At 66.8% G+C, this 15,822-nt stretch carries 19 protein-coding genes; 5 read left to right on the top strand and 14 right to left on the bottom strand.

Going from position 1 to position 15,822, the window contains the following annotated elements; genetic code table 11:
* Positions 1 to 2: 2 nt before the first annotated feature.
* Both P1J78_RS12810 and rimP read right to left on the bottom strand, forming a co-directional pair.
* Positions 3 to 266: a BrnT family toxin gene (locus P1J78_RS12810; protein WP_275567762.1), complete on the bottom strand. Its 264-nt coding sequence runs from the start codon at positions 264 to 266 to the stop codon at positions 3 to 5.
* Positions 256 to 855: a ribosome maturation factor RimP gene (gene rimP, locus P1J78_RS12805; protein ID WP_275567761.1), complete on the bottom strand. Its 600-nt coding sequence runs from the start codon at positions 853 to 855 to the stop codon at positions 256 to 258. The genes P1J78_RS12810 and rimP overlap by 11 nt, the downstream gene beginning before the upstream one ends.
* A gap of 195 nt (positions 856 to 1,050) precedes the next feature.
* Here rimP and P1J78_RS12800 point away from each other — a divergent pair, with 195 nt between their 5' ends.
* Complete coding sequence (locus P1J78_RS12800; RefSeq protein ID WP_275567760.1) at positions 1,051 to 1,347, top strand: sll1863 family stress response protein; 297 nt, start codon at positions 1,051 to 1,053, stop codon at positions 1,345 to 1,347.
* Between the two features lie 66 nt (positions 1,348 to 1,413).
* On the opposite strand, the gene P1J78_RS12795 is transcribed toward P1J78_RS12800, so the two are convergent.
* The 5 genes from P1J78_RS12795 to pip all read right to left on the bottom strand — a co-directional run bounded on the left by P1J78_RS12795 (position 1,414) and on the right by pip (position 7,933).
* Positions 1,414 to 2,958: an ABC transporter substrate-binding protein gene (locus tag P1J78_RS12795; protein WP_275567759.1), complete on the bottom strand. Its 1,545-nt coding sequence runs from the start codon at positions 2,956 to 2,958 to the stop codon at positions 1,414 to 1,416.
* A gap of 78 nt (positions 2,959 to 3,036) precedes the next feature.
* Positions 3,037 to 4,680, bottom strand: a complete 1,644-nt coding sequence (locus P1J78_RS12790) for an ABC transporter ATP-binding protein (RefSeq protein WP_275567758.1) — start codon at positions 4,678 to 4,680, stop codon at positions 3,037 to 3,039.
* Positions 4,677 to 5,849: an ABC transporter permease gene (locus P1J78_RS12785; RefSeq protein WP_275567757.1), complete on the bottom strand. Its 1,173-nt coding sequence runs from the start codon at positions 5,847 to 5,849 to the stop codon at positions 4,677 to 4,679. Before P1J78_RS12785 ends, P1J78_RS12790 begins: the two co-directional genes overlap by 4 nt.
* Complete coding sequence (locus P1J78_RS12780) at positions 5,846 to 6,850, bottom strand: ABC transporter permease (RefSeq protein WP_275567756.1); 1,005 nt, start codon at positions 6,848 to 6,850, stop codon at positions 5,846 to 5,848. Before P1J78_RS12780 ends, P1J78_RS12785 begins: the two co-directional genes overlap by 4 nt.
* A gap of 78 nt (positions 6,851 to 6,928) precedes the next feature.
* Positions 6,929 to 7,933: a prolyl aminopeptidase gene (gene pip, locus P1J78_RS12775; RefSeq protein WP_275567755.1), complete on the bottom strand. Its 1,005-nt coding sequence runs from the start codon at positions 7,931 to 7,933 to the stop codon at positions 6,929 to 6,931.
* 66 nt (positions 7,934 to 7,999) lie between these two features.
* Here pip and ubiG point away from each other — a divergent pair, with 66 nt between their 5' ends.
* Complete coding sequence (gene ubiG, locus P1J78_RS12770; protein WP_275567754.1) at positions 8,000 to 8,746, top strand: bifunctional 2-polyprenyl-6-hydroxyphenol methylase/3-demethylubiquinol 3-O-methyltransferase UbiG; 747 nt, start codon at positions 8,000 to 8,002, stop codon at positions 8,744 to 8,746.
* 26 nt (positions 8,747 to 8,772) lie between these two features.
* Here the strand turns inward: ubiG and P1J78_RS12765 are convergent, their stop codons facing one another.
* The 5 genes from P1J78_RS12765 to P1J78_RS12745 form a co-directional block, all read right to left on the bottom strand.
* Positions 8,773 to 9,609: a matrixin family metalloprotease gene (locus tag P1J78_RS12765; protein ID WP_275567753.1), complete on the bottom strand. Its 837-nt coding sequence runs from the start codon at positions 9,607 to 9,609 to the stop codon at positions 8,773 to 8,775.
* 115 nt (positions 9,610 to 9,724) lie between these two features.
* The gene (locus P1J78_RS12760; protein WP_275567752.1) at positions 9,725 to 10,168 is read right to left on the bottom strand and encodes a MarR family winged helix-turn-helix transcriptional regulator; all 444 of its coding nucleotides are present in this window, start codon (positions 10,166 to 10,168) and stop codon (positions 9,725 to 9,727) included.
* A complete protein-coding gene (locus P1J78_RS12755; RefSeq protein WP_275567751.1) occupies positions 10,165 to 10,998 on the bottom strand; it encodes a carbon-nitrogen hydrolase family protein in 834 nt (277 codons plus the stop codon). The genes P1J78_RS12760 and P1J78_RS12755 overlap by 4 nt, the downstream gene beginning before the upstream one ends.
* The gene (gene grxC / locus P1J78_RS12750; RefSeq protein WP_275567750.1) at positions 10,999 to 11,256 is read right to left on the bottom strand and encodes a glutaredoxin 3; all 258 of its coding nucleotides are present in this window, start codon (positions 11,254 to 11,256) and stop codon (positions 10,999 to 11,001) included.
* Between the two features lie 40 nt (positions 11,257 to 11,296).
* A complete protein-coding gene (locus tag P1J78_RS12745) occupies positions 11,297 to 12,013 on the bottom strand; it encodes a double zinc ribbon domain-containing protein (RefSeq protein ID WP_275567749.1) in 717 nt (238 codons plus the stop codon).
* Between the two features lie 51 nt (positions 12,014 to 12,064).
* Between P1J78_RS12745 and P1J78_RS12740 the strand changes: the two genes are divergently transcribed.
* Entirely contained in the window at positions 12,065 to 12,886 is an 822-nt protein-coding gene (locus tag P1J78_RS12740) for a methyltransferase domain-containing protein (protein ID WP_275567748.1), read from the top strand.
* Positions 12,887 to 12,936: 50 nt separating this feature from the next.
* Positions 12,937 to 13,995, top strand: a complete 1,059-nt coding sequence (gene hemH, locus P1J78_RS12735; protein WP_275567747.1) for a ferrochelatase — start codon at positions 12,937 to 12,939, stop codon at positions 13,993 to 13,995.
* A 48-nt stretch (positions 13,996 to 14,043) separates the two neighbouring features.
* On the opposite strand, the gene P1J78_RS12730 is transcribed toward hemH, so the two are convergent.
* Together P1J78_RS12730 and P1J78_RS12725 are read right to left on the bottom strand one after the other, a co-directional pair.
* Positions 14,044 to 14,229, bottom strand: coding sequence for a hypothetical protein (locus P1J78_RS12730; protein ID WP_275567746.1), 186 nt, complete (start codon positions 14,227 to 14,229; stop codon positions 14,044 to 14,046).
* Positions 14,230 to 14,371: 142 nt separating this feature from the next.
* Complete coding sequence (locus tag P1J78_RS12725) at positions 14,372 to 14,965, bottom strand: L,D-transpeptidase (RefSeq protein WP_275567745.1); 594 nt, start codon at positions 14,963 to 14,965, stop codon at positions 14,372 to 14,374.
* Positions 14,966 to 15,129: 164 nt separating this feature from the next.
* Here P1J78_RS12725 and dalA point away from each other — a divergent pair, with 164 nt between their 5' ends.
* Positions 15,130 to 15,732, top strand: coding sequence for a divisome-associated lipoprotein DalA (gene dalA / locus P1J78_RS12720; RefSeq protein WP_309568130.1), 603 nt, complete (start codon positions 15,130 to 15,132; stop codon positions 15,730 to 15,732).
* The last annotated feature ends 90 nt before the right edge of the window (positions 15,733 to 15,822 follow it).

Raw genomic sequence — 15,822 nt, 5'->3', positions numbered from 1 at the left:
GTTCAGCTTCGTTCATAAGCTCTGCGCTCCCTCGGATCGGCGCGTCTCAGCGAAATGATGCGGCATGCATCGCCGCGTAGCGTGTAGACAAGGACGACGACCTGCTGGAACAGATACCCGATGGCCTGATCGCGCTGCTCCGCGCGGGCGTCGTCTTCGTCCAAGAGGGCAAGCTCCCAATCGAACCCGCGCTCCACATCGGCGAAATCCAGTCCGTGCTTGTCCAGATTGGCTCTGCGCTTGTCCGCATCCCACTCATACCGCACCGGCGTCGTCTCCGTCGCCCTCTTCTGTCTCGATCTCGTCGAACTTGTCCTCATCCACGATGCCGGCATCCTTGCGGCTCTTCAGCACGTCGCGGATCAGCTCGTCCGTCAGCACCAGCTTGGCGTCGCTCAGCCAGTCGAACTGCAGCCCGATGGTCACCGGCGCGCCCTGATCCTCGATCTCGATCAGCACCTCGCTGCCCTCGGTCCCGGCCAGCATGCCCTTGAAGCGGCGGCGGCCGTCGATCAGCTCGGCGGTCTCCAGCTTTGCCTCGTAGCCGTCCCAGGTGTCGAAATCCTTGAGCCGGGTCAGCGGCCGGTCGATGCCGGGGCTGGAGACCTCCAGCGTGTAGGCGTCCTCGATCGGATCCTCGACGTCGAGCACGGCGGAGACGGCGGTCGAGATCTCGGCGCAGTCGTCCACCTCGATGCCGCCGCCCTCGGGGCGTTCGGCCATCACCTGCACGGTCTTGGACTTGCCGCCCATCAGCCGCACGCGGATCAGCTCGAACCCCATCCCCTCGATGATCGGGGTCAGGATCTCGGCCAGGCGCTTGTCGATGGGGGCTTTGGCGATCAGGTCAGACATGCAGGGTCCAGAAACGAAAAAACGGGCGCGCGGCCCGTCACACTTGTCCGGTGGAGCCGTGGGGGTGGAAGCCAAGGCGCCGCTGTTGAGGGGGGATATACGCGCGGCGATGCGACTCTGCAAGGGGCGAGATTGCGGCATACGCGACGCAGTCTATCTGATATCCTGACGGTCAACCGAGAGGAGGAACCCATCATGACCGACGAAACCGACAAGGACGCCTACGAAAAGCGGGCCCGCGCCCAGCTGGAGGAATGGCGCGCCGAGATCGAGAAGCTCAAGGCCCAGGCCGACAAGGCCGAGGCGGATGCGCGCATCCACTATCAGCAGAAGCTGGAGGAGCTGAAGGCGCATCGCGACCAGATGCAGGCGCAGCTGGAACAATACCAGAAGTCCGGGCAGGATGCTTTCTGGGACATGAAGAAGGGGCTCGACAAGTCCTGGTCCGAGATGGAGTCGGCGATGCGGCAGGCGTGGTCGCGGTTCGGCTGAGGCGCGACCGAAACGGAAACGCCCCGCCGCGAGGACGGGGCGTTTCGTAAGCAGGTCAAAGGCGGTTTACGCCATCCACCACCGCTCGGCCACGCGGGCGTTGTCCACCTTGTAGACGTTGCCGATGGTGCCCGAATTGGTCACCTTGGACGACTTCGCGCCGACGAAATTCGCGAACATCGGGATGACGGCGCCGCCCTCGTCGTGGACGATCTGCTGCATCTCGTAGTAGATGTCGCGCCGCTTGTCCGGGTCGAAGGTCGTGCGGCCCTGGACCAGCAATTCCATGAAGCGCTCGTTCTCGAAATGCGTGTCGTTCCACGGCGCGCCGGTGGCGTAGGCGGTCGAGAACATCAGGTCCTCGGTCGCGCGGCCGGACCAGTAGCAGGCGCACCACGGCTTTTTCAGCCAGACGTTCGACCAGTAGCCGTCGGCCGGCTCCTGCACGAGGTTGATGGTGATCCCCGCACCCTTGGCCGAGGCCTGGTAGAGCTGTGCCGCGTCGGTCGCGCCGGTGAAGGCGGCGTTCGACACCGACAGGTCGACCGAAAGCGAGTCCATGCCGGACTGTTTCAGATACCACTTCGCCTTTTCGGGGTCGTAGCTGTGCTGCTCCATGTTGGCGAAATAGTACTGGTTCGCCGGGCCGATCGGGCTGTCGTTGCCGACCGAGCCGTGGCCGAGCAGGATCTTGTCCACCATCTCCTGCCGGTTGACCGCGTGCTTGATCGCCATGCGGACGTTGTTGTCGTCGAACGGCGCCACGTCGGTCAGCATCGGGAAGGTGAACTGCTGGTTGCCGGTGACCTCGAAGATCTCGGTGTTCGGGTTCGCCGACAGCAGCGACTCGGTCTTGAAGTCGATGTCGTTGATCACGTCCACCTGCCCGGTCAGCAGCGCGTTCATCCGGGCGGTGATGTCGTTGACGGCGATGATCTCGACCTCGTCGAACCAGCCGAATTCGCCGTCCTTGTAGTGGCTGTCGACCCGGGTGCCGACGAAGCGGACGCCGGGATCGAAGCTTTGCACCCGGTACAGCCCGGTGCCGATGCCCTTGGCGATGGCCTCGTCGATCTGGCCGGCGGGGTACATCAGCAGGTGATAGTCGGCCAAGAGATACGGGAAGTCCGCATTGCCCTCGTCGAGCACGAACTGCACCTGGTGGTCGGTCATCTTGTTCATCTCGGCGATCGATTCGACGATCGGCTTGGCGGCCGATTTCACGCCCTCGCCCACATGCATCTTGAGCGACTCGATCACGTCGTCGGCGCCGAAGCCCTTGCCGTTGTGGAAGGTCACGCCCTGGCGCAGGTTGAAGGTCCAGGTCTTGGCGTCGGAGGACGCCTCCCAGCTTTCGGACAATTCGCCCTGCAGCGAGCCGTCGGCCGCGACGACGGTCAGCGTGTCGAACACGCAGCCCGAGGCCGCCGAGGACATGAAGATGTCGGAATGGGTCCGGCCGTCCCAGCTGTCCGAGGTGTTGGCGCCGTTCAGGCCCATGCGCAGGCGGCCGCCGCGCTTGGGCTGCGCCCGGACGGGCAGGCCGGTGGCGGCCAGCACACCGGCGGCGGCGCCGGTCCCCAGCAGTCCGCGTCTCGTGAAACGTGTCATTGGTAGAACTCCCTTGGTTTCGTCTTCATGGGGCCGTCCCGGTCCGCGCGTCTCGGCGATTCCTGTGGCCTTGGATCATTACATCTTGCCGACGGCGGCGTCGCCGATATTCTCCCGCCCCCGCTCGGCCAGCAGCTCGGTCAGCCAGTCCGGGTCCATCTCGGGCACCGAGCTGAGCAGCAGGTCGGTGTAGGGATGGTGCGGCGGCGTGAACATCTCTTTCTTCGGCCCGTGTTCTACCACGCGGCCGTCCTTCATCACCACAACTTCGTCCGCGATGGCCTTCACGGTGGCGAGATCGTGGGTGATGAACATGTAGCTGAGGTGAAGCTCGTCCTGCAGCCGGGCGAGCAGGCGCAGGATGCCCTCGGCGACCAGCTGGTCGAGCGCCGAGGTCACCTCGTCGCAGATGATGAATTCCGGCTCGGCGGCCAGTGCCCGGGCGATGCCGACGCGCTGTTTCTGGCCGCCCGACAGCTCGGACGGCAGGCGGTCGATGAACTGGTCGGGCTCCAGCTCGATCTGGTTCAGAAGCTGGCGCGTCCGTTCGCGTTTCTTGCGGCCCTTCAGCCCCATGTAGAACTCGACCGGCCGGCCGACGATCTCGCCGATGGTCTTGCGCGGGTTCAGCGCCGTGTCGGCCATCTGGTAGATCATCTGCGCCTGGCGCAGCTGGTTGCGGTCGCGCTTGCGGTAGTCGGCGGGCAGCGGGTCGCCCCGGTACTCGATCACGCCTTGACTCTGCGGCAGAAGGCCGGTGATGACCCGCGCCGCGGTGGACTTGCCGGAGCCGGATTCGCCCACGACGGCGACGGTGCGGCCCTCGTGGATGTCGAAGCTGACGTCGAACAGCACCGGCATCCTGCCGTAGGCGGCGGTGATGTTCTGCACCGAGATCACCGGCGTCGCATCGGTGGCGGGCGCCGGTTTCGCCGGCCGGTCGAAGCTGCGCACGGCCCAGAGGCTCTTGGTGTAATCCTGTTGCGGCGCCGACAGCATGGTGCGGGTGTCGGCCGTCTCAACCTCGTCGCCGCGGAGCAGCACCTTGATGCGGTCGGCCATCTGGGCGACGACGGCGAGGTCGTGGGTGATGTAGATCGCGGCGGTGTCGAACTGTTCGACGATGTCGCGGATCGCCGCCAGCACCTCGATCTGGGTCGTCACGTCGAGCGCCGTGGTCGGCTCGTCGAAGATGATCAGGTCGGGACGGCAGGACATCGCCATCGCCGTCATCGCGCGCTGCAGCTGTCCGCCCGAGACCTGGTGGGGATAGCGGAACCCGATCTCCTCGGGGTTCGGCAGGCGCAGGCGGCGGTAGAGCTCGATGCCGTCCTGCGTGGCCTCGGTTCGGCCGGAGATGCCGTGCTGCACCGGCGCCTCGATATGCTGGTCGATCAGCTTGTGCGCGGGGTTGAAGCTGGCCGCGGCGGATTGCGCGACATAGGCGATGCGCTTGCCCAGCAGGTCACGTTTCGTGGCGGCGGAGGCGGCGATCAGGTCGATGCCGTCGAAGGTGACCGAGCCCGACTTGATGCGCACGCCGTCGCGGGTATAGCCCATCGCGGCGAGGCCCAGCGTGGACTTGCCCGCGCCGGATTCGCCGATCAGGCCCAGCACCTCGCCCTTGGCCAGGGTCAGGTCGATGCCGTTGATGATCGGCAGCCAGTCCTCGTCGGAGCGGCCCTCGATCCAGATATCGCGGATTTCGACGAGATTGCTCATTCCTTCAGCCCCGAGGATTTCTGCAGCATCCAGTCCACCACGAAGTTCACCGCCACGGTCAGCAGCGCGATCGCCCCCGCCGCCATCAGCGGAAGCGCGGCGGCCAGCGGCGAGAAGGCGGCGAAGTTGATGAACTGCGCCAGGTCGCGGACCATGGTGCCCCAGTCGGCCAGCGGCGGCTGGATGCCGACGCCCAGGAAGGACAGCGAGGCGATGGTCAGGAAGACGAAGCAGAAGCGCAGCCCGAATTCGGCCAGAAGCGGCGCGTAGGCGTTGGGCAGGATCTCGCGGAAGATCAGATAGCGCAGCCCCTCTCCCCGGAGCTTCGCGGCCTCGATGTAGTCCATCACGACGATATTCGCCCCCACGGCGCGCGACAGGCGGAACACGCGGGTGGAATCGATCACCGCGATGATGACGATCATATAGAAGGTCAGCTGCCAGCTTTGCGTGCCGGCCCAGGCGCTGGCGATGGTCATCAGCAGAAGCGCGAAGATCAGCGACGGGATCGCCATCAGCACGTCGACCGTGCGGCTGAGCACCTGGTCCAGCCAGCCGCCCAGCGTCGCCGCGAGAAAGCCGAAGGAGCCGCCGAGGAAGAAGGCGAGGCAGGTGGTGGCGAAAGCGATGCCCACCGTGTTCTGTGCGCCGTAGATCAGACGGGAGAGCAGGTCGCGCCCGATCTGGTCGGTGCCGAGCAGGTGGTCGGGGTTGCCGCCGGCCGCCGGGTCGCCGCCGGGCAGCGCGTTGACCTGCTGGAACACCTCTTCCTGCCCGTAGGGCGCGATGAGCGGCGCGAAGATCGCCAGGACCGCGTAGATCAGGATGATCAGCAGGCCGAAGGACGCCGTCAGCGGCATCGACCGGAAGAACTTGCGCGTCCGGTCCGTTCCGACGGTGCGGCCCAGCGTGCGGAAGACCCAGGCGGCGGCGGCGAAGCCCAGAAGCCCGTGGACCGCCCAGCGGAAGAACACCGCGCCGTCCTGGAAATAGAGCCAGATGCCGCCCAGCACCGCCGCCCCCGCGAAGACGTAGCCGAAGGCGACGCCATAGGGCATATCGCGGAAATAGGGACGGTTTGCGGTGATCCGCTGCCCCGCATAGCGGAACAGCCAGCCGCCCAGCGCGATGGCGGCCAGCGCCAGGAGGATCCAGACCCAGAGGCTCATTTCGGGTGCCTCAGACGCGGGTTGGACAAGATCGACAGCACGTCCGCCAGAAGGTTCAGCAGGATATAGGCCGAGGCGAAGATCAGGCAGCAGGCCTGCACCACCGGGATGTCGCGGATCTTGACGCTGTCGACGAAGAGCTGGCCGATGCCGGGATAGACGAAGACCACCTCGACCACCACGACGCCGGTAATGAGATAGGCGAGGTTCAGCGCGATGACGGTGATGATCGGCGCCAGCGCGTTGGGCAGCGCGTGGGTCACGATCACCCGTGTCGGCGAGATGCCCTTGAGCCGCGCCATCTCGATATAGGGCGAGGCCAGCAGGTTGATGATCGCCGCCCGCGTCATCCGCATCATCTGGGCCGTCACCACCAGCGTCAGGGTCAGCGCCGGCAGGAGCGTGGCGCGCAGCCGCTCTCCCAGCCCCATGTCGGAGAAGATGTTCGACAGCGACGGCAGCACCGGGTTCAGCACCGCCAGGAACAGGATCAGGATATAGGCCAGGAAGAACTCGGGGCTGGAGACCGAGGACAGCGCGAAGATGTTCACGCCGCGGTCGAAGGCCGAGTTGCGGTAGAGCGCCGCGAGGATGCCCAGGGTCAGCGACACCGGGACCGCGATGATCGCCGTCACGCCGGCGAGGAACATGGTGTTCTGGAAGCGCGGGGTGATCTGCTGCAGCACGGTCACCGGACCTGACCCGCTCTCGGCGCTGGTGCCGACGAAGCTGGCGAAGTTGGCCTGGGCGAAGCTGACGCCCAGGTCGCCGGTCAGCATGTCGGCCAGCCAGGAGAAATACCGCGTGACGGCGGGTTGATCGAGGCCGAGATCGCGGCGGATGGCGGCGACGGCCTCGGGCGTGGCGGATTGTCCGAGGATCGCCTGGGCGAAGTCACCGGGCAGGGCGTTGACCGCGAGGAAGATCACGATCGAGACCACGAGGAGCGTAAGCAGACCCAGCAGAAGCCTTTGAATGACGATCTTCAATACCGGGTGCACGGCCCCCGTCACCTCCGTCCCGATTTTTCGTTGACTGGCAAGTTAACAAAAACCGGACCTGTGTAAAGCCTTGTGATCTCAGCGCAGGCCCTGCGCCAGGCCGCGCAGCCCGGCGTCGAAGCGCAGCTTGTCCATGATCCGCACCAGCTCGGCGCTGATCCCCGGTTCCGAGAGGGCGTGGCCGGCGCGGCCGATCATCGACAGGCTCGATCCCGGCCAGGCGTGGTGCAGCGCATGGGCCGAATGCGGCGGGCAGATCATGTCGTAGCGGCCCTGGACGATATGGCCGGCGATCCCCGTCAGCCGGTCGGCCCGGGCGAGGATCTGGCCGTCGCGCTCCAGGAACCCGGCATTGGTGAAATAGTGGTTCTCCAGCCGGGCGAAGGCGCGGGCGTAATCGGCCGGGCTGTCGCCGCCGATGCCCTCGCTGTCGATCGAGGCGAGCGCGTTTTCCCAGGCGGTCCAGGCGCGGGCGTACCGGGTCTGGACCATCATGTCCTCGGAGAACAGGCGGCGGTTGTAGGCCGAGATCAGGTCGTCGCGCTCGTCCTCGGGGACCAGCGACTCGAACCGCGCCCAGAGCTCGGGAAAGAACCGCCCGGCGCCGCCGCCGTAGAACCAGTCGAGCTCGGAGCGGGTCATCAGGAACACGCCGCGCAGGATCAGCGCGGCGGTGCGCTCGGGATGCGCCTGGGCATAGATCAGTGCCAGCGTCGCGCCCCAGGAGCCGCCGAACACGACCCATTGGCGCACCTTCAGCACACGGCGGATCATTTCTATGTCATCGACGAGGTGCCAGGTGGTATTGGCGTCGGTGCTGGCATGCGGGCGTGACCGGCCGCAGCCGCGCTGATCGAACAGGATCACGCGGTAGATGTCGGGGTCGAAATAGCGCCGCATGGCAGGGCTGCAGCCGCCGCCGGGGCCGCCGTGCAGCACCAGGACGGGGATGCCGGCGGGGTTGCCGCATTGCTCGACATACACTTTGTGCCCGTCGCCCACATCCATCATCCGCTGATCGAAGGGGTCGATCGGCGGGTACAGATGCTGGATTCCCTTTCGTCTGGTCGCGACCTTATCCATAAGCCCCCTATATAGTGTCCGGCCCGCCCCCGCCATGGGGCCGGGCATGGAAATCGAGGGGATGCGATGGCTGCCGAAACGACGACCGTGGACAGTGAGGAAGTCGCCAAGTTCGAGGCGATGGCCGCCGAGTGGTGGGACCCGAACGGCAAGTTCAAGCCGCTGCACATGCTGAACCCCTGCCGGCTGGATTACATCACCGGGCAGATCGCGGCGGAGTTCGGGCGGGATCTGGCGGACCCCTCGCCGTTCGCCGGGCTGCGCATCCTGGACATCGGCTGCGGCGGCGGGCTGCTGGCGGAACCGATGGCGCGGCTGGGGGCCGAGGTCGTGGGCGCCGACGCGGCCGAACGCAACATCCCCGTCGCCCGCATCCATGCCGAGCAGTCGGGGCTGGAGATCGACTATCGCCACACCACCGCCGAGGCGCTGGCCGAGGCGGGCGAGCAATTCGACGCGGTGCTGAACATGGAGGTGGTGGAGCATGTCTCGGACCCGCCGGCCTATCTGGCGGCGTGTCAGAGACTGCTGAAGCCGGGCGGGATCATGATCTGCTCCACCCTGAACCGGACTCCGAAGAGCTATGTCATGGCCATCGTCGGCGCCGAGCACGTGATGCGCTGGCTGCCCAAGGGCACGCATGACTGGGCGAAGTTCATCACCCCGGACGAGCTGTTCGACCTGCTGCGACAGGCCGGGTTAGAGCCGGTCGACCGCAAGGGGTTCGTGTTCAACCCGCTGGGCTGGTCGTGGTCGATCTCGGACCGCGACCTGTCGGTGAATTACGTGACGGCGAGCGTGAAGCCGGACTAGCCCCGCGCCCGCCGCCCCGGGGAGGATCAGGCGCGCCGCGCCACCGTCGGCTGGACCATCGCGACCATCGGGTTCACCGGCGTCGCGCGGGTATGGCTGTAGGGATGTACCTGCTGGATCGGGGTGCCGTTGATCTCGGTCAGGTTGCCCGACCAGACATGGTGATAAAGCCGGATCAGGTCTTCGCGGTCGGTGTCGGTCAGGCGGCTGTCCTCGCCGTAATTCATGATCGAAAAGCGCTCGTGCGTGCCGAAGATCTCGGCCGGCCAGGCGGTCTCGCTCACCTGCGCGAAGAAGTGGCGCAGGCCGAAGATATGGCCGATCTCGTGGGCCATCGTCTCGACCTGTTCCTCGCGGCTCTGCTGGAACATGGTCGGATAGATCATCAGCTCGTGCTGGCCGCCGTCGGGAAAGAAGGCCGAGGCCAGGACGCAGCCGTTGGGCGAGCAGTACTCCTGCGCCCGCACCACGATCTCGAAATCCCAGGCGTCGTGCGCCTCCTTGAACCGCACCGGCGCCGCGTTGCCCCAGGCCAGGATCGCGTCGGCCATCAGCGTGCGGACATAGGACTTGGCCGCCTCGGGGTTCACGAAGGCGGTCATCGACAGCGCGTTGAAGCGCCAGCGCAGGGTGGTGCCGGGGGCCCAGAGCGGGATGAAGCCTTCGGTCGCGTCCACCACGAGTTCCGTCGGCGACCGGTTGTCGGGCGTGGGGAAGCCGCGGGTCTCGGTCTCGCAGATCGCACCGCGGGCATAGACGTGAAGAAGCTTCGCGGCCTCCTCGGCGGCGTCCTCGGCCTTGCGCAGTTCCAGTTCCTTGGCCGCGGCGCCGGATGCGGCGCTGTGCTTGTCGGGCTTCGCCATGGCGTCCTCCTGTCGAAATCACTGTGTTCAATCGGCTCTCACAATCGAGAGGCGACTCGATCATAGCATGAATTCAACCGATGGGACTCGATTTCACGGAAAGCGTGAACGCGACTCAGTCCTCGTCGCCCAGCCGCTCGCGCACCTCGCGCAGGACGGGCAGCGCGGCGCGGACCTTGTCGGCGCCGATATCCTCGACCATCTCGCTGACGGTCTGGGCGATGACCTGGAACGCCTCCTCGCAGGCGCGGCGGCCGGCGGGGCTGATCGCGACGAACTTGCGGCGGGCGTCGTCCCAGTCGGGGCGGATATGGACATAGCCGGCCCAGGCGAGCTTGTTCAGCGTGTTGGTCATCGCGCCGCGGGTGACGTGGAACACGCGGGCGAGCTGGCCCGGGGTCTTTTCGCCCTTCGACTTCGACAGGTGGTTGAGCACCGAGAAATGGCTCAACTCCATCCCCTTGGGCAGCACGCGGGCGAGCTTCACCCGCGCCAGCTGATCGGCCATGAACAGCTCGCTGAACAGGGCCACCGAGAGGCTTTCGTTGGAATCGCTCATGCCGGCGGCTCGAACGTGCGGTCGTGGTCGAGCGACGGGACGCGGGACCGGGCTGAGGCCACCTCGGCGAGGTCCAGGTCCACGATGGTCACGCCCGGCGCTTCGCCCGCATCGGCCAGCACCTCGCCCCAGGGCGCGACGGCCAGCGAATGGCCGTAGGTCTGCCGCGCCTTGCCGCGGGTCGCCGGGTGCGTGCCGGTCTGCGCGGCGGCCAGCACGAAACAGCCGGTCTCGATCGCCCGGGCGCGCAGCAGGCTTTCCCAATGCGCCGCGCCGGTCACGGCGGAGAAGGCCGACGGGACCAGCAGGATGTCGGCGCCGGCCTGCGCCAGCTGCCGGTAGAGATGCGGGAAGCGGATGTCGTAGCAGATCGTCAGGCCGATCCGGCCAACGGGAGTCTCGGCCAGCACCGCCCGGTCGCCGGGGCGATAGCCGGCGGATTCGCGGTAGCTCTCGGTCTCGGAGATCACCACGTCGAACATGTGGATCTTGTCGTAGCGCGCGGCGATCTCTCCCGTCGGGCCGATCAAGAAGGACCGGTTGGCGAACCGCCCGTCGGGATCGTCCGTCTTCAGCGCCAGCGAGCCGATGTTCAGCCACACGCCGAGCCGCGCCGCGTCCTCGCGCAGCGCGGCGAGCGTGGCATCCTCGGCCTCCGGCCGCAGCACCTGGTTTTGCCGCGTGCGGCTGGCCGAGACGCAGTTGGTGACCTCCGGCGTCAGGATCAGTTCGGCCCCCTGCCCGGCGGCGTCGGCCACCGCCTGCCGCGTGTCCGGCAGGTTCGCCTCGGGGTCGTCCGAGGCCGTCATCTGCAGCAGGGCGGCGCGCACCTATGCGGCCAGGAGCGGGTCCAGCTTGCCCGCCCGCTCCAGCGCGTAGAGCTCGTCGCAGCCGCCGACATGCCGGTCGCCCACGAAGATCTGCGGCACGGTATAGCCGCCGTTCGCGCGGGCCATCATCGCCTGCCGTTTCCCGGAATCGCCCGACACGTCGATTTCCGAGAAATCGACGCCCTTCTGGGTCAGAAGCCGTTTCGCCATCTGGCAGAAGCCGCAGAACGGCGTGGTGTAGATTTCGACTGGCTGCATTTCTCGCCCGTTTCCCCTTGGTCCGTTAACCTATAGGGACTTAGGCATCCTTCGCAACGCGCGCCAGTACCAGGACGCAAACCTGCCGCGCGCCGGCGGCATGGGCGGCCTCGGCGCAGGCGGCCAGCGTGGCGCCCGAGGTCATCACGTCGTCGACCAGCAGAACGGCACGGCCTGCCAGGCGGTCGCGGGCGTTGCGCGCGGGGCGGATCGCGTCGGACAGGTTGCGGAACCGGTCCTCCAGGCTCATGCCGTCCTGCATCCGCGTGCGGCGGCTGCGGCGCAGGAGGTCGGGCAGGCAGGGACGGCGCACGCTTTTCGCCACGGCCTGCGCCAGCGCGGCGGACTGGTTGTAGCGGCGGCGGAGCAGGCGCAGGTAATGCGCCGGAACCGGGACGATCACGCTGTCCGCGTCGAGGCACGGCCCCGCCACGCCCGCCATCCAGCGCGCCGCGGGGCGCACCAGGTCGAGCCGGTCGCCGTGTTTCAGCGCCAGCACCAGCCGCCGCGCGTTGTCGCGGTAGAGCAGCGCCGCCCGCCCGTGCGCCCAGGGGCGTCCGATGCTCATGCAATCGTCGCACAGCTCGGCCTGCCCGTCCGATTCGCCCGGCAGCGGCGCGCCGCATTGGTCGCAGACCAGCCCGGTGACGAACCGCGTGTCGCGCCAACAGGGGCCGCAGAGGCCGAACGTCTCCTCCACCAGCGCGCCGCAGCTGACGCATTGCGGCGGGAAGGCGATGCGCAGCAGGCTTTGCATTCGGGCACGAGACTCCTATCTAGGCGGCCGGACAACACGGGCCCGTATCGCATGACCAGACCCCTCACCGACCGCGCCGCGCTTGACCGCCAGCGGGCCCGCGCCCGGGCCACCGGCGACGCGGCGCTGTTCCTGCAGGAGGAAGCGGCCGACGAGATCCAGGAAAGACTCATGATGGTTAACAGGCGGTTTACGGCGCCGGCCGTGGTGACCGCCTGGCCCGATCTGTGGCGCGCGCGCCTGCCCGAGGCGGCGATTTCGCCCGATCTAGAGACGCTTTCGCTGGAACCCGGCGCGCATGACCTGGTGATTCACGCGATGTCGCTGCACTGGGCCGACGATCCCGTCGGGCAGCTGATCCAGGCGCGGCGGGCGCTGAAGCCCGACGGGCTGTTCCTGGGGGCACTGTTCGGGGGGCAGACGCTGACCGAGCTGCGCGGTGCGCTGGCCGAGGCGGAAGCGGCCGTCACCGGCGGGCTGTCGCCGCGCGTGGCGCCGATGGCCGAGATCCGCGACGTGGGCGCGCTGATGCAGCGGGCGGGCTTCGCGCTGCCGGTGGCGGACAACCTGCCGAAGACGGTCAGCTATGCCGACCCCCTGCGCCTGATGCGCGACCTGCGGGCGATGGGCGAGACGAACGCGATGACCGAGCGGCCGCGGCGGTTCACCCGGCGCGCGGTGCTGCTGGAGGCGGCGCGGCGCTATGTGGAGGCGTTCGGGACGGAAGACGGGCGTATTCCCGCGACCTTCGAGATCATCCTGCTGACCGGCTGGGCGCCCGGCCCGGATCAGCCGGAACCGCTGCGCCCCGGCTCGGCCACGCAGAGCCTGGCGGACGCGCTGGGCACGACCGAGACAAAGTTGCGCAATTGACCGGGACGGCACAGCCGTTATCTCCCCCGGGATCACAGGACGGGATGCACATGAAAGACATCGTGGAGAAGCGGCCGGAGCACGCGCCGGCGGATCATCCGAAGATCGCGCAGGACAAGGTCGGCGTGCTGCTGGCGAACCTGGGCACGCCGGACGGCTATGACTACTGGTCGATGCGGCGCTATCTGAACGAGTTCCTGTCGGATCAGCGGGTGATCGACTATCCCAAGTGGAAATGGCAGCCGATCCTGCAGGGGATCGTCCTGTCGAAGCGGCCGTTCTCCTCGGGCGCGGCCTACAGGTCGATCTGGAACGAGGAGGCGGGGGAAAGCCCGCTGGCCACGATCACCAAGGCGCAGACGGCGGGGATTTCACAGAAGATGCAGGCGCGCTACGGCGACGACGTGATCGTCGATTACTGCATGCGCTACGGCAATCCCTCGACGAAGTCGGTGCTGCGCGGGATGGTCGCGCGGGGCTGTCGCAAGATCCTGTTCTTCCCGCTTTATCCGCAATATGCCGGCGCCACCACGGCCACCGCGAACGATCAGCTGTTCCGCGCGCTGATGGCGGAGAAATGGCAGCCCGCGGTGCGGACGGTGCCGCCCTATTTCGACCACCCCGACTATATCGACGCGCTGGCGCAAACGGTGGAGCGGGGCTATGCCGCGCTGGACCAGAAGCCGGATGTTCTGGTCGCCTCGTATCACGGTCTGCCGCTACGCTACCTGACCGAGGAGGGCGACCCGTACCATTGCCAGTGCCGGAAGACGACTCGCCTTCTGCGCGAGCGGCTGGGCTGGTCGGCGGACGAGCTGGTGACCACCTTCCAGTCGCGCTTCGGCCCCGAGGAATGGCTGCAGCCCTACACGGTGGAAGAGGTCGCGCGGCTGGCGGAGGCGGGGAAGAAACGGATCGCCGTGATCGCGCCGGCCTTCTCTGCCGACTGCATCGAGACGCTGGAAGAGATCAACGAGGAGATCCGCGAAAGCTTCGAGGAAGCCGGCGGCGAGAGCTTTACCTATTTCCCGTGCCTGAACGACGACGCGGCGCATATCGACGTGCTGTCGACGGTGATCGAGACCGAGCTGCAGGGCTGGCTGAAATAGAAAAAGGCGGCAGAACCCTGCCGCCTTTTCACAAAGCCTTGGTCTGACTCAGTTGGCCGCGGCCGCGGCGAACACGATCAGCGCCAGCAGCGGCACGATCAGGCCGGCATTCGAGGAAGAAGCGGCTTCTTCCACGACGATTTCGGGTTCGACAACCACGACTTTCTCGTAGTTGCCGGCATACGCCGTTGACGCAGCGGCTGCGAAGGCGGCAGCGAGTGCGACTTTTTTCATTTTTATCCTCCAGGACTTGGATCTGGCTTACGGTTGGATACACGTGGAACGTCTACTGTACCCCGCAATTCCTCAATAAGCACCACCGCTTCGCCATGGCAAACCCAACATGCCCTCGCGCGCGTGAAGCGGCGCGGCGTCGTCAAATTAGCAACACCTGAGAACCTACTTTCGTCAGGCCGAACAGCTCCTGAATGTGCTCGTTGTAGAGCCCGATGCAGCCGTTCGACGACCGGCGCCCGATCTTGCGCGTGTCGTGGGTGCCGTGGATGCGGTAATAGGTCCAGCCGAGATACAGCGCGTGGGTGCCCAGCGGGTTGTCGGGCCCCGGGCCGACATAGTCCGGCCATTCCGGGTTGCGCTTTTTCATCGACGGCGTCGGGCGCCAGGACGGGCCTTCGACCTTGCGAACGACGCTGGTGCGGCCGCGGCGCGTCAACTCCTCGGTCAGCGGCACGCTGGTCGGGTACAGCTTGTACACCGTCTGGTCCTCGGACCAGAAATGCAGCGCGCGCGAGCGGGTGTCGACGAGGATCGCGCCGTTGCGGGTGTTGCTGAAATAGGGCCGCCAATCCAGCGCGCGGAAACTGGAGATGTTCCGCTTGGGGTTGTCGGCATCGTAGATCGTCGTGTTCTCGGTCTGGGCGACCGCGGGCGCGGACAGGCCGCCTATGGCGGCGGCGCTCGCACCCAGGAAGACACGCCGGGTCAGGTTCGGTTTTTTGTCCGAGGACATCGGTCTCTCCAGCCATGTATTATTTGCTGCGCCCGCATCTTATGGCTACAAAGCCGCAGTCGCAATTCAAACAAGCGCTACTTCGCGCACGCGGGCCTCTACGGTTTGAACCCCACGGGCCAGCGAGCTAGGTGGTTTGTGGGCCAAATCCAGGGTGACAGGCAATGATGCGTCCAATTCTCTTGCTGCTGACCGGCATGATTCTGCTTGCGGGCTGCGGCGCCCCGGCGCCTGACGGCAGCGGCGGCGTGTTTCGCCTGAGCAACAGCAACCAGGGTCCGGTCCAGCTTCGGATGCTGGACTCGGTGAATGCGCTGCGCCGGGCGAAGGGGCTGCCCGCGGTCCAGCTCGATTCGGCGCTGAACGCGGCCGCGCTGACCCATTCGAACGACATGGCCCGGCAGAACCGGCCGTGGCATTTCGGCTCCAACGGCTCGTCTCCGGTCGAGCGCGTGGCAAGGGCCGGGTATCAGAAGCGGATGCTGGGCGAGAACATCTCGGAAACCTACGAGACGGATACCGAGACGCTGGCCGCCTGGATGAAGCAGGCCGCAACGCGCGAGGTCATCCTGCATCCGGACGCGGAGGATCTGGGCTTTGCCTATCACCAGGAAAGCACCGGCAAGGTCTGGTACACGCTGGTGATGGGGGGCGGCGCCCTGGAAGTGCCGATTTCCCCGGCGCCGCCGGCCAACACCGCGCCGCCGGCGCCCGATCCGGCGCCCGAGGTCGAAACAGAGACGGAAACCGAGACCGAGACTAGCTAGAGCTTCGTGCGTTTAATCGTGGGCATATCCTGCGGCCTTGAAGTAGTTCCAGCATTCGTCGGGTTCGAAGAGATCGCAGATGTCGCCGAC

The organism is Psychromarinibacter sediminicola, assembly GCF_029168335.1.
Taxonomy (GTDB): Bacteria; Pseudomonadota; Alphaproteobacteria; order Rhodobacterales; family Rhodobacteraceae; genus Psychromarinibacter; species Psychromarinibacter sediminicola.
Note: the sequence above shows the minus strand (reverse complement) of the source record. Positions and strands in the feature narration are given on the sequence as shown.

Coding starts and splice junctions, on each gene's coding strand:
- rimP (WP_275567761.1), bottom strand. CDS start 855: ATGTCTGACCTGATCGCCAAAGCCCCCATCGACAAGCGCCTGGCCGAG.
- P1J78_RS12800 (WP_275567760.1), top strand. CDS start 1,051: ATGACCGACGAAACCGACAAGGACGCCTACGAAAAGCGGGCCCGCGCC.
- P1J78_RS12795 (WP_275567759.1), bottom strand. CDS start 2,958: ATGACACGTTTCACGAGACGCGGACTGCTGGGGACCGGCGCCGCCGCC.
- P1J78_RS12790 (WP_275567758.1), bottom strand. CDS start 4,680: ATGAGCAATCTCGTCGAAATCCGCGATATCTGGATCGAGGGCCGCTCC.
- P1J78_RS12785 (WP_275567757.1), bottom strand. CDS start 5,849: ATGAGCCTCTGGGTCTGGATCCTCCTGGCGCTGGCCGCCATCGCGCTG.
- pip (WP_275567755.1), bottom strand. CDS start 7,933: ATGGATAAGGTCGCGACCAGACGAAAGGGAATCCAGCATCTGTACCCG.
- ubiG (WP_275567754.1), top strand. CDS start 8,000: ATGGCTGCCGAAACGACGACCGTGGACAGTGAGGAAGTCGCCAAGTTC.
- P1J78_RS12765 (WP_275567753.1), bottom strand. CDS start 9,609: ATGGCGAAGCCCGACAAGCACAGCGCCGCATCCGGCGCCGCGGCCAAG.
- P1J78_RS12760 (WP_275567752.1), bottom strand. CDS start 10,168: ATGAGCGATTCCAACGAAAGCCTCTCGGTGGCCCTGTTCAGCGAGCTG.
- grxC (WP_275567750.1), bottom strand. CDS start 11,256: ATGCAGCCAGTCGAAATCTACACCACGCCGTTCTGCGGCTTCTGCCAG.
- P1J78_RS12745 (WP_275567749.1), bottom strand. CDS start 12,013: ATGCAAAGCCTGCTGCGCATCGCCTTCCCGCCGCAATGCGTCAGCTGC.
- P1J78_RS12740 (WP_275567748.1), top strand. CDS start 12,065: ATGACCAGACCCCTCACCGACCGCGCCGCGCTTGACCGCCAGCGGGCC.
- hemH (WP_275567747.1), top strand. CDS start 12,937: ATGAAAGACATCGTGGAGAAGCGGCCGGAGCACGCGCCGGCGGATCAT.
- P1J78_RS12730 (WP_275567746.1), bottom strand. CDS start 14,229: ATGAAAAAAGTCGCACTCGCTGCCGCCTTCGCAGCCGCTGCGTCAACG.
- P1J78_RS12725 (WP_275567745.1), bottom strand. CDS start 14,965: ATGTCCTCGGACAAAAAACCGAACCTGACCCGGCGTGTCTTCCTGGGT.
- dalA (WP_309568130.1), top strand. CDS start 15,130: ATGATGCGTCCAATTCTCTTGCTGCTGACCGGCATGATTCTGCTTGCG.